This window comes from Pediococcus ethanolidurans, assembly GCF_964062635.1.
Lineage (GTDB): Bacteria > Bacillota > Bacilli > Lactobacillales > Lactobacillaceae > Pediococcus > Pediococcus ethanolidurans.
Genome location: NZ_OZ061250.1, coordinates 418,269 through 431,480 on the forward strand (window position 1 = coordinate 418,269; position 13,212 = coordinate 431,480).

The following is a 13,212-nucleotide window of genomic DNA, read 5'->3' on the forward strand; positions in this document are numbered from 1 at the left end:
AGCTTTTAGTTCTCAACTAAAGGTTGAAAGTATCAAAATCGCTTCAATAACTGCTGTTAAACGACTTAGCCTATAAATAATGTTCATTAGCACTAATATATAATAATTGTTATGTCAGTGTACTGATTGCAAAGATTAGACTTAGTCTGGAAGCAAATGGGCTCAGTAGTGACATTTATCTTAGCGGGTTTCGCTTAGATAAAGGCCGAGCTTAGAGACGTGTATTTCGGCTCTAAGTCGTGCCCACTACGTTCCAGCCCAAATTTGCTGGAAGACGACATTTTTAATCTAATTTTGTTGCCATGAACACTTTTGTATCAGGCAACGAGATATTTTTTTGTAGTTTCAACCTTTAGTAATAAATCTAAAAAAAGATTGAAGTTATAGTGCAACACGGAATTTTCCGTTAAGCCTATAGTTTCAATCTTTTTTATTTTAAGCTACTGCTACCGAAATTTTTTCAATGATTGCTTTGAAATCAGTTAACGTCTGTTTCCAAGTAATTGATTGCAAATGAGAAACACCTTTTTTAACTCGTTTTTCAATCACAAAACTGTTTAATCTGGCATTTAAAAATGTTTGCGCTAAATATTTTTCGTCAAAGCTGGTTTGTAAATACGATCCTGCTGGTAAGAAATACTTACCCGTTCCTTCCTTAAAATCAATGAGTGGTAATCCACAACTCATCATTTCAAATGGAACAAGTGAAAAGTTCGTCATAGACGGCGCGATACCGAAATCGCAGCGATGATATAAATCAATCATTTCTTTTTGAGTTAGCTTACCTAAGTTTTCACCATTAATGAATTTTGCCGACTTTTCAGTTCCAAAGTAATGCAAATTCAGTTTCATGTCATGGCTAGCTAAAATTTGCTGACAGTTTTTCAAACTCAATTGAATGTTGATTGGTGCGCGTCTTGGACTACTCCACTTGGTATACACTGCAACATCAAAACTACTTTTATTTTGGTAACGACTAAAATCTCGTGATTGATACGGATACTGTTCCAAATTTACTGGGAAATTGATTTGATCAATGGGACTTGTGACTTCACAATTCTCCTTAATCTTTTTGGCACACCAAGGTCCCAATGAAACCATATGAAGACCCAGTTCATAACTCTTTTTGGCCATCTGATAACGATCACCATAAGGATAGAAATAGGGCTCATAGTCTTGAACAAAGTACATTTTATAACCCGGTTTATTTTTGATCACGTAAGCCGACTCCCATAATGTGGCGATCCAGATATCAGACTTGTGTAAATCCAATTGACTCATGTCTAAACATGTACCTTCATATCCTGCATAGTTGAATTCTGCGTTTTGGGCCATTTCTTGACTTGATTGTGGGACATAACTTAAATAGTAGACATCATATCCCTGTCGACTCAATAAAGTTCCTAAATGCAACATGGTGGTTTGTCCACCATCATAAGCAATGATACCTGTAGTCACAAACGTAATCGAATGGTACACATCCTTTTTTGTTTGTTTAACAGGTTCACTATTGAAATACTTTAAAATCCCATCATAACCATGGATATCTCCCTGAGGCACATCCTTGGTTGCTGTTTTTACTGGTTTCATACTAATTCACTCCTACTTTAAAGCTTAAATACTTTCCGTTTGTTTACTTACTTGATTAGTTGTTATTAATAATTTGTTCTTAGTTTCTGGAACAGCTAAGTACACGAATATGATGCAAAGCATCCCGCAGCCGGCAAAAATTCGAAAAACTGCGGATAAACCCAATGCACTCATCAAAATAGGATAAACAAAGCTAACTGCAAAATCAGCCATCCAGACAAAGAACGTCGAAAGACTCATACCAACATCGCGAATATCAATTGGAAATAGTTCCGACAAAATTAACCAAGTCAATGGACTGATTAATCCCTGTTGGCAAATTAGGAATAACGTAATGAATGCCAATACAGTTATAACTAGCCCTGGTCCCCTTAATAAACGTGTGACAATACTTAGAGCTGCTAAAATCGTTGAACTACCAATTAAGCCTGCCAACAATAAGTGACGTCGTTTATAGCGTCCTACGATTCGCACACTCACACCCACACTTAAAACAGAAACCAAACCAATAATGATGTTACCATAAAGCGAAGAACTCCGGGTCAATCCTGTTTTTTCTAACATTAATGTCCCATAATACATAATGGCATTTACACCAGTAATTTGTTGAGCGATTGCCAACCCAATACCGATTAGAACTAGTTTCAGGTTGCCCGAAAAAATGACTGATCGCCAATTTTGTGATTGAACATCCGTCTCATCAGTTTGAAGATTCTGAACTTCTTGCTTAGCTTCTTTAGGTTGCAAATATTTCAACATAACGGCTTTAGCTTTTTTGAAATAACCATTTTTCCACAACCAAATGGGACTTTCAGGAACCGAGCGATCCTCAAACAATAAAATCCAGGCGGGTAATGACGCCATGAATAACATGATTCGCCAAATCCACAACACATGAGTAAACATCCCACCAATAATCGCGTTTACGGCATAAGCAAAAAATTGTCCTAACACAATTTTGAAATCATTGCGTGTCACAACCATGCCACGTGCATTAATTGGTGAAATTTCCGATAAATAAACCGGAATAATTTCGGACGCTGCACCAACAGCAATGCCCAAAATAAAACGAAATAGAATGAAAATTAATTCATTCGGTGCCAACGCACAAAATAGATTTGCTAAGATAAACAAACTTGCAATCCATTGCACAACCCGGTGGCGACCATAAATGGCCGAAACCTTCCCAGTAAACATGGAGCCTAATGCAGCTCCTAATATTAAAATACTGGATACTAAACCTTGACCCGTCGCATTTAAATTAAGTTGCGACCTACTCGACATAAATGGTAACGCACCGTTAATCACACCTGTGTCATAACCAAATAACAATCCACCGATTGTAATTACGCTGGTTGTATGACGTAAGTTACGTGTTCTCTGATGCAAACAAATCACCCCTTAAAAAATAAAAATGCCATCTTTAAATCAGTCTTCTGTTTCGAAAGTTCCCCTCCTCCACTAGCTAGTTTAAAGTGCCATCCAAGTAAACTGTAACACTGTATTTGGGCATTACCAAGGAAGCCACCCTATAAAACGTTTTCATGGTTGCCTTTTCAAACTTCAGTTAAAAAATAAAAACGCACAATTTCCAATACTACGAAATTGCGCGTTCGTTAAGAATTATAACTTTTTTTGCATCAAATAATCGGTTTGTCCATCATCGCCCATGAAAAACGAATGTTGTCCAATTCGTTTAAAACCAAATTTTGCATAAAATCGCTTAGCTGGTTCGTTGTGTTCCCAGACGCCTAACCAAATTTTGGACTTGTGTGCTTCATGTGCCAATTTTTCTGCTTCTTGAATTAACCGTGTTCCAAGACCTTGATGTTTAAATGGAGGGCGAATATAAATTCGTTCCACTTCTAAACTGTCATCACCCATTTTTTCTGTTTGCGCATCCTTAACATTAACTTTCAAGTAACCTGCTATTTCTTGATTAACTTTAACAAAGTAAAAACGCGAATTAGGATTCGTTAATTCACGTTGTAGTTTTTTTGATTCATAAGCCGTTGTCAAATAAGCGTCCATAATTTCAGGCGAATTGTAAGGTTCAAAAGTATCTGTGTAAGTTTCAATACTAACTTTTTGTAATTCTTGCCAATCATTCTTATCCATCTTAACTAATTGTATTTGTTTGATCATTTCAGTACCTCCGTTGATTACCCTTTTTTACATAATTCCAATTGGTTGCCACGTTTTTACGCATTCGTGATAATAAATTCTCCGCCACTTTACGTTCTTCATCAGTAAATCCTTTCAACGCAACACCAGTAGAATATTTGTTTTCTCGTTGAATAATCGGGAAAATTTTCAATCCCTTTGCTGTCGGATAAAGTTGTTTATTTTTCTTATTGTTTTCATCCATTCTTTTTTCAATCAGTTCATTTTGTGCGAGTTTTTGAATGGCGCGCGCTGCTGTGGTGCGATCAACATTAAGCATCTCGGCTACTCGTTCTTGAATGATTCCTGGATGTTCACAGATTCGCACGAGGTAAAGATACTGTCCTTTGGTTAACTCATATTGTTTAAATTCAATGTTACTAATTGAATCTAGTGCTCGGGCAATCGTTCCGATCTCTCGTAAAACATCAGCCATTTCACTCACCTCGGTTAATAAAAAATAGTATAACATTTTGTTGCAAATACAGCAAAATAAATTTTAGAATACTTCAAGCTCGCCTTAATCAGAATGGTTAGTTTAAACCACTCAGTGTATAATTTAATTATTCACATATTAGGGGGAGAAAAAATGAATAAAAGGCAAAAAGCCGTTTTTAATTTAATCGACGAGACCTATAAAGATCCAAAAATCAAACAAAACACAGAAATTTCAAAGCTTTTGCTAACCTATGCAACTGAATTGGAAAATAATGTTGAAGTAAAACTTGTCTGCGTCAAACTTAATCGTGAAATCACACTATACTTAAACACTCATCAATACGTTGCACCACAAGCACTGACAACGTTATATCAGGAAATTGCTTCACTTGCTGAAAGTTATTGGGGACGTGCTTATCTATTTTAAAGTCAAAAATGAGGTATGGAATTTTTTTCCTGACCTCATTTTTATATATTTTAATTTATTTTCAATTCTGTAGCCAGAATTTTTTCATTATTTTAGTCTGACCACACAGACTTAGCTGTATCAATGACCAATTTTAGTTTGTTCCATTGCTCGTCTTCACTCAGATGGTTGCCCTCCTCCGTTGAGGCAAAACCACATTGGGCAGATAAACACAGGTCATCCAATGGCACATACTGACTAGCATCCTTAATTCGAGCTTTTAAAACAGATTGTGGTTCAAGTTCTGGTTTTTTAGAAGTAACCAGCCCCAAAACAATTCGTTGGTGACGGCCATTATCAGCAATTTTCTTAAGTGGTTCAAAACCACCAGAGCGTTCATCATCATATTCCAAGAAATAGCCATCAATGTGAAGCTGAGCTAGATAGTCAGCCACTGGATCATAGGCACCAGCACCTGCCCAAGTTGAAGCATAGTTGCCACGGCAAACGTGCATGGTCAGGGTTAAGTCATCTGGCTTGTTATCTGCAATTGCATTGATTGCTCGAACAGCCGCTTCGGCTACAGGTTTCAGCTCAGGGTTTAATGTTCCCTTTGAAAAACTGGCCCACATTCCCCATGAAGTATCGTCGATTTGTAAATAACGACATCCCAAATCATAAAAATGTTGAACTGTTTTTTGATACGCCACAATTAAATCATCTACAAAAGCATTTAAGTCGTAATCATAATGTTCATCAAAAATTTCGGCATCCTTATTTGGAAATAGAACCGATGGACTCGGAATCGTTTGCTTAGCCGTAATTCCTTCTGGAACAATACTATTTAGATAGGAAAAGTCTGCAAAGAATGGATGGTCAGGATTATAAGTAACTTTATCTGTAATCTTAATGCCGCCCTTACGTGTTTCTAGACCATTAAACGTGTATCCCTTCTCAGGTGTGAAGAAATGAGCTCCATTCAACCCATCAAAGAAATCTAGGTGCCACCAACTACGCCGAAATTCGCCGGCGGTTACTGCCTTTAAACCAAGTTCAACTTGTTTTTTAACAATGCGACTTATTTCTTGATCCTCAACTTTTTTCAAATCATCGGCACTAATCTCATGGGCGTGAAACTTTTCTCGAGCTGCTTTCAGAGCTTCTGGTCGTAACAAGCTGCCAACCTCATCGTATCGATATGGAAACTGATTTTTTACACTTACTGTCATCTTATACACACTCCTATTTACTATTTAAACAATAAAAAAGTCCCTGGAATAAAAATTCCAAGGACGATTAATCTCGCGGTACCACCTTTAATTTTTGTTTAGTTTACACTGAACAACTCAAAAGTACGGCAAATTGCTTTGCTATACTTCACGCGTTAATGGGCGTACCCAATGTTGTCTAGTCACTGATTCAACAACATCTCTCTCCAAGACCATCTTCATCGCCCGTTTGTGATTCTTTCCACCAATCAGAATCTCTCTAAAAATCAACCGCGCAACTACTCATCTTTTCATTGTTCATTTATTAATTTGATTTTAATGTAATTCTAATCACGATAAAATAAATTGTCAAGATGGCGAGGACAAAATCAATAATCTAATTAAGCACGAATTTTTGAATTGCTTTGGCTAAACCGTCATTGTCGTTGGTATCTGTGACGTAATCAGCATTTTGTTTTGCCACTTCAATACCATTTCCCATAGAAACAGCAGTTCCAGCAAACTTAAACATTGGAATATCGTTTCTTTCATCACCCACTGCCATCACTTCATCCACATTAAGATGTAAATTGTTGGCCAGATCCTGTAACGCTTGACCCTTATTAACTACCGGATTCATTAATTCTAAGAAGTTTTGACCAGCACGAACTACATAAAAGTCTTTTTCAAAAGTTGCCCGAACTTCCGCTTCGACAGCATCTAATTCGTCTTTTTCACCCACAAATAATCCTTTGGCAATTTCAAAATCGGCTGGTAACTCATCCGGCGTACGAATTAAAATGCCAGCACTATTTTCCCAGGCTTGTACAACTGTAATGCGATTAACATCGTGATCAGCTGTATAAATTTCACTGTTTGCATCTAAAACGTTAAACGCAATTTGGTGTTGTTGTCCATACTTTGTCATTTTTCGATAATCTGCATTATTCACTAAATGTCTGGCAACCACGTGTCCACTAATAGACTCAATTACCGCACCATTATAAGTAATCGCGTACTGATCGTCACCCGTGATTCCCAACGCCTCAGTATATAGCTTAACACCGGCAAGTGGTCTCCCTGAGCAAAGAACCACTTTAACACCATTAGCGATCGCCGCTTTGATAGTAGCAACAGTATTCGGCAATAACTTTCCTTTTGAATCTAATAAAGTATCATCAATATCAAGTGCAATTAAACGAATTGACATGTTGATCTCCTTTCACATCTACACAAATAAACTTTAAGTTCAATGATTTTCTAAACAATTAGTCTTGCATATAACCAAACTATAGCAGATTATAGAGACTTGTAAGCACCATTTTTAAAAGTAATTACAGACATTTTAAACAGTCTGCTTTAAACCAAATGACTAGCTTTTTTGAGGTGAAATTTAATGCAAATTCAACATGAAAACGTCCAGGTAATGCCTGGTTTACCATTCAAATATTACGAACATAGTCCCTTAACTTCCATTAATGTCGCCCCACACTGGCATCAAGGAATTGAATTAAACTGTTTAACTGCCGGTGACACGTTAAAGTTCGTGACTGACGGCAAAACAGCGGAATATCGTCCAGGCGATATCTGGGCTGTCAATCGTCGTAGTGTTCACAGCGCATCTGGAATTCCAAATGCCGATTGGGAAGAATTTGGCCTAATTATTGATGACGACTTTTTACAGGCTCAGTTGCCTGAAAGCACGAATTGGCAGATTACCTTAGTTGGCCCTCAAGCCTCAAAAATTGCTCCGACTGCTTACACTGACATTCGAGCTCACCTAATTGCCATTCATGATTTATTAACTCAAGGAGCCACTGATTTAGTCCGTTTATCTGTACTTAGTCATTTTTTATGAATTATTGGTTCAACTAGCACAATCCTACACAGTTCCGTTGCCGCCACAAAATATAAACGCCAATCAGTCTTTGGCTGATACAGTTATGGATTATATCGATCATGCTTACGCGCAATCTATCAGTGGTGCTACCCTAGCCCGTCGCTTTCATGTTTCTTTAACCACACTTAATCAACAATTTAACGCAAACTTACAGATGTCAGTCAATCGTTATTTGCGTTTGGTTCGTTTGATGAACGTGCGCCGGTTATTGTTAGAAACTGACAAACCGGTTAAATATATTGCTAGTGTCTGTGGCTTCACTAATAACAAAACGTTGAATCGCAATTTTAAAACTTGGAAGGGTCTAACGCCAACTGCTTATCGGCAAACTTATGCCCGTTACCACAAAATTGACACCAGTTGCTTTCAAAAACGTCCTTTGTAAGCGTAATTTAAATGCTAAACTACCTTCTGTAATTAATTTATGGAAGGTTTTTTGATGCCAAAAAAGTAAGACATCAGTTACCAACCGAAAAAAATTAGGAGAGAAAAAATGATTAAACTAGTTTCAACCGATATGGACGGCACATTTTTACGCGACGACATGAGTTATGATGAAGAAAAATTTGCAGCTTTGCAAAAACAACTTCATAAGCAAGGAATTCGTTTTGTAGTAGCCAGCGGCAACCAATACTTTCAATTGAAATCCTTTTTTAAAACTTATCCTGACACTATTTACGTTGCCGAAAATGGTGCCTACATTCGCGATCAAAAACAAATCTATGCCTTGCATTCTTTTGCACCAACTACTGTCGATCACATTCTTAATGATCTTGCTCTAATCCCAGATCTAAAAATTATTGTTTGTGGTGAGAAGAGTGCCTATATTTTGGCTAGCGAGGATCCTGCGTACATCACCAAAATGCGCCAATTCTATTACCATTTAGATACTGTTGCCGACTTCAGTAAAATTGATGATCACATTGTAAAATTTGCCGTGGGTTGTCCACCTAAAAAAACGGATGAACTCGTCAAGCAACTCAAATCATTATTATCTGGCCTAGCCGAACCGACAAGCAGTGGTCACGGCGATATTGATCTCATTCAACCTGGTATAAACAAAGCAGCTGGCTTAAAAGAATTAGGTAATATTCTTGGCATTGAATTATCTGAAATGTGCGCCTTTGGTGATGGCGGTAATGATCTAGAAATGATCCGTGAAACTGGTTTGGGTATAGCTATGCAAAATGCGCAACCCGCAGTTAAAGCCGTTGCCAACGATCAAACCACAGACAATCAACACCAGGGGGTTCTAGTTTACCTTGAGCAATTGTTAAAAACGCAAAAATAACTTAAACTTGGTTTAAACCTATTATTACTAATCTTGATCACCTGAAAAAGATTACAAAAACAAGGAGAAAACCATGATCAAACCAATTAATCGCAATACAAACACCCTTTCTCAAAAAGCCATAAAAACTACCAAAGCAGATGCACAAACGGTCACTGATTTGCTAGATACACTTAAAGCCCACCAGGCAGATTGCGTAGGCATGGCTGCTAACATGATTGGCGTTAACAAACGAATCATTGTATTCCAAATGGGCGTCTTATCAGTTGCCCTAATCAATCCAATCATTACGAAAAAAAGCAGTCCTTTTTCTACAAAAGAAGGCTGCCTTTCTTTGTTGGGTGAACGTTCAACCACCCGTTACAAACACATTGAAGTGACCTATCAGGATCAAAATTTTATTACACATCAGCAACAATTTTCGGACTGGATTGCCCAAATCATCCAACACGAAGTTGACCACTGTGAAGGGATCTTAATTTAAATTTTTATTTTAAAACAAAGTAACGTAAGTAAAGGTTGTTGTGTCCCTGTATGTGGTAACTTGCAACTGGATAATTTGCTTTTGCATCCCCATACAACACAGGTGTTTTCCCAACATTCTTAATAGTTACTGTCAAAATTCCCGCCGCTTGTTTGCCATAATGAATGATGTGCCTTTTCCAGGCATTACCTAATGTTGTCTTTAAAATTTTACGTCCTTTTTTAATCCTAATTCGAACCATTGTTTTGGTATTTTTAGTAGGCGTTAGTTGCAATTTAGAGTTCTCTCCAGGTACCACTATGCGAGTGGTCAATGTTTGCTGGGGTTGAACTTTTATTTTTACATTGCTAAAGTATTTGCCATCATTTTGTTCGGTCACAATATGTGAAGGCAGCACAGTCCGGAATTCTATCCTTTGACTGCTTAGCATAGCCAAAGTTAGACCAATAATTATTAAATGCCAACCCTTAACCTTGGACAGAACTGGATAACACAGTGTTACAAGTTCACTCTGTCCTACTGAGGACCACAACAAGATAATTGGTAACAATGGTAACGCATAACGTGTTTCCACTTCCCAAAAAACAATATGAAAAGCACCCAGTCCTAGAACGAATAGCACTAGAAAGCCATTCTCTAAATGAAATTTGTGTAACCAAAACATGATAATCAAATTCATTAAAAGACTTAGGTAAAGCAACTGGGTCCAAATAGTTAGCCAAAAATTAATTTGACTTTTATTTTTAATGTACCAACCAGGTGCCGTTTGCCATTGACTTGTTAGTTGAAAACATCCAAATGTACCATTAGTCAAAAACACTCTCATTTTTAAAGCAAAATGCACTAACAGCCCATTAATGCCAAAGTTTTTAAGTCGCGTTTGAATTAACTTCATTTCTGACTGTGTTTTCTGCTTCTTAGTTGGTAACATCATTTGTGCATGCGCATCGGCATAATTATATTCGCCATCCCAGTTTGGATTTAAACTCATTGCAATCCAACTAGTAAATGGCAATGTTTGATTTGAATTGGCTTGATACCCGTGATCTCTTGCCACGGTATGCATCAATCCTGTCATTAAACCTAAGCACATAATCAGACCAATTATCCACAAAATTCCCCATTTCCAACGTAATTGTTTTCGGTAACAGGTGATACCAATTAGGCCAACAAAGGCTAACACTGCAACCACCATGTTGGCTTTAATTAACGTGCCAAATACCAAAAGCAACGTCATTAAACCCACTAACATCAATCGTTTTTTCCCAATTTGTTTTTGAAACTCTAACCAAAGCGCCAGAACATCGATTGTAATAGGCATCACAATTGGATCGGAATAAATAAATACACCATATGCATACAACGGTGCACATAAAAACCAGGTTAACGCAAATATAATTTGACCGCTCTGTTTGTGCCAACTATTCAATATTCGATATCCAGCAAACAATGCAGTATCCAGCCAAGCAAACTGTAGTAAATTAATCACTAACCAGGGATCACTGAATCCGAAAAAGCGAGTAAACCTAACTAACCAACTGACCAACAAGGCGTCATTAACATTATTGGCATATACACGAAAATATTTATTCCAGTTCAAAGACCCGCTAGCCAAAGCTACTGCTTGATTTCTCACAAAAAACGAATCTGCCCGACCACTATCTATAAAATTAAAGGCAATCCAAACCTGACTTAAAATAATTAAAACCGTCAAACCAATAACAACCATTTTTCTTTGTTTGGGAGAAAAATGATTGATTGTACTAATTAGTTTTTGTCCAACCGCCACTATAACTACTGCTGCCAACAACATAATGATCGCTGTGTAATGGGACAATCCGTTTGGAAATACCGATGAAAAAAAGGCAGTTGCCACAATTAATAACATTAAAAAGACCATGGCAAACCATCTTAAACTCTTTGAAATTATTGTCATGTTAGTCATCATTTGTAATTCCTCAATTAGAAAGCTTTATTTGGGGTTCAACTAACCAGCCATTATCTAGTAACTGATGATATTTACGGCCGACTGGCCCCCACAAATGAGCCTTTAAAATACTAGTTAAATCTTCCCAAAATAAAGGATCCTTTTTCTCATTTATCGATAAATCTAATTTTAAGTACTCACCACATTCAGTTTTTGCAATTACAAAAGGATAAAAAATTTTAATGATTTGTGCAGCCACAATATTTCTAATTTTTTGGTCTTGATCTAATAATTTTGTCATAAGTCACGCCACCTTTTTATTTTTGAAACACCCAAACTATACAAACAAAACGAACCTCAAAAAAGCATCGTAAAATAAATTTAAAATGAATTTTTTTCATAAACTAAGGATTCTTAAATTTAATTGCCGAAAAAGCTGGAGTATTAATTGAGAATTTTTTCAAAATCAAATTATTGGTTCCCATTTCTTAAATTTTACTAAACTCGAATTGTCAAATCAAGTGCAACACTTACTAAATAAAATAGGAATTGGTCTAGGAAGCTGATCTAAAAGCTTTACTGAATGCTTTAGCACTCAGGTAGTGCAGGATCTTACGGGGCTTGTCGTTGATGGCATTTTGGATTTGAGCAATTTGGGTTTCAGTAAACTGCTTCAATGATTTTCCTTTAGGAATATACTCCCGAATCAACCCGTTGGCATTCTCATTACTACCACGTTCCCAAGGCGAGAACGGATGTGCAAAGTAAATTTTAGGACCCTTAACTTGTGCAAGCTTTGAAAATTCACTGCCATTATCAAAAGTGATAGATTTAAACCAATCTGGATGTTGATTGATGACTTTTTGAAGAGCCTCTAAGCAAGTTTGTGCGTGATAATCTGGGATCTTTATGATTATTTCAAAGCGGCTCACCCGTTCCGTTAAAGTAAGCAGGGCAGGCTCAGAAGCCACGCGTTTTCCCTTAACTAGATCACCTTCCCAGTCGCCAAACGCTGTGCGCTTGGTGACACTTTCAGGACGTTCTTCGATCGAAGTACCTAATATCTTCTTATTATAGCGATCATGATTGTGCTTGCCCTTAACTCGTCGTCTAAGTTTTTTGGGCAAATCACTATTTCGAAGGTTCAACAGGCCTTGATCAATATAACGATAAACCGTGGGAACCGAAGGACATTTGAATTGCGGATAGTCGGCTTGAAATTGGTGGACGAATCCATCGACACCAGCTGATCTAAAGTGCTTTTTTAGCGTCTTGGTTAAGAGATTAAAAAAGTATTTACACGGCTTTAATAAGCCTTTTGAATGACAGTGTGAACGATGCTTTTCATAGACAGCTTGACCAGCATCAGCATAGTAGTTAGTGAAGAATAAGTAGTTAGTATCACGTTGTTTAACCGTGCCGCGATGTAACTCACGGCTAATCGTACTAGGGCTTCTGTGAAGCTCTCTAGCAATTTCACGAACAGTAACATTTTGGCGACTTAAAGTTTGAATCATGCCTCTTTCTTCAGGTTGTAGTTGTTGATAACCGGACATAGTGCTATTCTTTGTTTGGGTCATGGAGACTCCTTTCTTGAGTTTAGTCACTTTAAGTTTAGGTCTCCATGGCCTATTTTGTCTATTTTTGGTCTAGTTGATCAGGTGTTGCACTTGAATTGTAAATCGGGCAAATTTTACTAAACTAACATTTTATAAAATCGTTAACATGAGTTAGACCATTTAGTAGCAGTACCTGGTATCTTTTCAACTTCAACTAAAGGTTGAAAGTCCAAAACACATCTCGTT

Annotated in this window: 14 protein-coding genes and 1 other annotated feature; of the genes, 5 read left to right on the forward strand and 9 right to left on the reverse strand. The window is 37.2% G+C overall.

Annotation, left to right across the window (positions count from 1 at the left end; genetic code table 11):
• Positions 1 to 435: 435 nt before the first annotated feature.
• The 4 genes from AB3219_RS02045 to AB3219_RS02060 form a co-directional block, all read right to left on the reverse strand.
• A complete protein-coding gene (locus AB3219_RS02045; RefSeq protein WP_260365954.1) occupies positions 436 to 1,590 on the reverse strand; it encodes a glycosyltransferase in 1,155 nt (384 codons plus the stop codon).
• A 24-nt stretch (positions 1,591 to 1,614) separates the two neighbouring features.
• Positions 1,615 to 2,979, reverse strand: a complete 1,365-nt coding sequence (locus tag AB3219_RS02050) for a sugar porter family MFS transporter (protein ID WP_216753272.1) — start codon at positions 2,977 to 2,979, stop codon at positions 1,615 to 1,617.
• A 234-nt stretch (positions 2,980 to 3,213) separates the two neighbouring features.
• Positions 3,214 to 3,735: a GNAT family N-acetyltransferase gene (locus tag AB3219_RS02055; protein WP_216753273.1), complete on the reverse strand. Its 522-nt coding sequence runs from the start codon at positions 3,733 to 3,735 to the stop codon at positions 3,214 to 3,216.
• Position 3,736: 1 nt separating this feature from the next.
• Positions 3,737 to 4,189, reverse strand: coding sequence for a MarR family winged helix-turn-helix transcriptional regulator (locus tag AB3219_RS02060; RefSeq protein ID WP_216753274.1), 453 nt, complete (start codon positions 4,187 to 4,189; stop codon positions 3,737 to 3,739).
• Between the two features lie 153 nt (positions 4,190 to 4,342).
• On the opposite strand from AB3219_RS02060, the gene AB3219_RS02065 reads away from it, so the two are divergent.
• Positions 4,343 to 4,618, forward strand: coding sequence for a bacteriocin immunity protein (locus AB3219_RS02065; protein WP_057807412.1), 276 nt, complete (start codon positions 4,343 to 4,345; stop codon positions 4,616 to 4,618).
• 92 nt (positions 4,619 to 4,710) lie between these two features.
• Here AB3219_RS02065 and AB3219_RS02070 read toward each other — a convergent pair whose 3' ends face one another.
• Positions 4,711 to 5,826 (reverse strand): 5-methyltetrahydropteroyltriglutamate--homocysteine S-methyltransferase, encoded by a 1,116-nt coding sequence (locus AB3219_RS02070; RefSeq protein WP_216753275.1) that lies wholly within the window; start codon positions 5,824 to 5,826, stop codon positions 4,711 to 4,713.
• Positions 5,827 to 5,882: 56 nt separating this feature from the next.
• Positions 5,883 to 6,129: a binding site (T-box leader), on the reverse strand.
• A 73-nt stretch (positions 6,130 to 6,202) separates the two neighbouring features.
• Entirely contained in the window at positions 6,203 to 7,015 is an 813-nt protein-coding gene (locus AB3219_RS02075) for a Cof-type HAD-IIB family hydrolase (protein WP_216753276.1), read from the reverse strand.
• 186 nt (positions 7,016 to 7,201) lie between these two features.
• Between AB3219_RS02075 and AB3219_RS02080 the strand changes: the two genes are divergently transcribed.
• From AB3219_RS02080 to AB3219_RS02095, 4 genes are all read left to right on the forward strand, one after another.
• Entirely contained in the window at positions 7,202 to 7,663 is a 462-nt protein-coding gene (locus AB3219_RS02080; protein WP_367369260.1) for an AraC family ligand binding domain-containing protein, read from the forward strand.
• Between the two features lie 70 nt (positions 7,664 to 7,733).
• A complete protein-coding gene (locus AB3219_RS02085; RefSeq protein WP_367369261.1) occupies positions 7,734 to 8,090 on the forward strand; it encodes a helix-turn-helix domain-containing protein in 357 nt (118 codons plus the stop codon).
• 108 nt (positions 8,091 to 8,198) lie between these two features.
• Positions 8,199 to 8,996 (forward strand): Cof-type HAD-IIB family hydrolase, encoded by a 798-nt coding sequence (locus tag AB3219_RS02090; protein WP_367369262.1) that lies wholly within the window; start codon positions 8,199 to 8,201, stop codon positions 8,994 to 8,996.
• A gap of 73 nt (positions 8,997 to 9,069) precedes the next feature.
• Positions 9,070 to 9,480 carry a peptide deformylase gene (locus AB3219_RS02095; RefSeq protein ID WP_216753279.1) on the forward strand — a complete coding sequence of 137 codons (411 nt, stop codon included), beginning with the start codon at positions 9,070 to 9,072 and terminating at the stop codon, positions 9,478 to 9,480.
• A 4-nt stretch (positions 9,481 to 9,484) separates the two neighbouring features.
• Here the strand turns inward: AB3219_RS02095 and AB3219_RS02100 are convergent, their stop codons facing one another.
• The 3 genes from AB3219_RS02100 to AB3219_RS02110 all read right to left on the reverse strand — a co-directional run bounded on the left by AB3219_RS02100 (position 9,485) and on the right by AB3219_RS02110 (position 12,987).
• Entirely contained in the window at positions 9,485 to 11,428 is a 1,944-nt protein-coding gene (locus tag AB3219_RS02100) for a hypothetical protein (protein ID WP_367369263.1), read from the reverse strand.
• Positions 11,429 to 11,438: 10 nt separating this feature from the next.
• Positions 11,439 to 11,708: a hypothetical protein gene (locus AB3219_RS02105; protein ID WP_367369264.1), complete on the reverse strand. Its 270-nt coding sequence runs from the start codon at positions 11,706 to 11,708 to the stop codon at positions 11,439 to 11,441.
• A gap of 253 nt (positions 11,709 to 11,961) precedes the next feature.
• Complete coding sequence (locus AB3219_RS02110; RefSeq protein WP_263794974.1) at positions 11,962 to 12,987, reverse strand: IS30 family transposase; 1,026 nt, start codon at positions 12,985 to 12,987, stop codon at positions 11,962 to 11,964.
• Positions 12,988 to 13,212 lie beyond the last annotated feature (225 nt).

Bases quoted from the DNA above. Each gene is read 5' to 3' on its own strand.
- AB3219_RS02060 (WP_216753274.1), bottom strand. From the start codon at position 4,189: ATGGCTGATGTTTTACGAGAGATCGGAACGATTGCCCGAGCACTAGAT.
- AB3219_RS02055 (WP_216753273.1), bottom strand. From the start codon at position 3,735: ATGATCAAACAAATACAATTAGTTAAGATGGATAAGAATGATTGGCAA.
- AB3219_RS02045 (WP_260365954.1), bottom strand. From the start codon at position 1,590: ATGAAACCAGTAAAAACAGCAACCAAGGATGTGCCTCAGGGAGATATC.
- AB3219_RS02100 (WP_367369263.1), bottom strand. From the start codon at position 11,428: ATGATGACTAACATGACAATAATTTCAAAGAGTTTAAGATGGTTTGCC.
- AB3219_RS02075 (WP_216753276.1), bottom strand. From the start codon at position 7,015: ATGTCAATTCGTTTAATTGCACTTGATATTGATGATACTTTATTAGAT.
- AB3219_RS02070 (WP_216753275.1), bottom strand. From the start codon at position 5,826: ATGACAGTAAGTGTAAAAAATCAGTTTCCATATCGATACGATGAGGTT.
- AB3219_RS02090 (WP_367369262.1), top strand. From the start codon at position 8,199: ATGATTAAACTAGTTTCAACCGATATGGACGGCACATTTTTACGCGAC.
- AB3219_RS02105 (WP_367369264.1), bottom strand. From the start codon at position 11,708: ATGACAAAATTATTAGATCAAGACCAAAAAATTAGAAATATTGTGGCT.
- AB3219_RS02095 (WP_216753279.1), top strand. From the start codon at position 9,070: ATGATCAAACCAATTAATCGCAATACAAACACCCTTTCTCAAAAAGCC.
- AB3219_RS02110 (WP_263794974.1), bottom strand. From the start codon at position 12,987: ATGACCCAAACAAAGAATAGCACTATGTCCGGTTATCAACAACTACAA.
- AB3219_RS02080 (WP_367369260.1), top strand. From the start codon at position 7,202: ATGCAAATTCAACATGAAAACGTCCAGGTAATGCCTGGTTTACCATTC.
- AB3219_RS02065 (WP_057807412.1), top strand. From the start codon at position 4,343: ATGAATAAAAGGCAAAAAGCCGTTTTTAATTTAATCGACGAGACCTAT.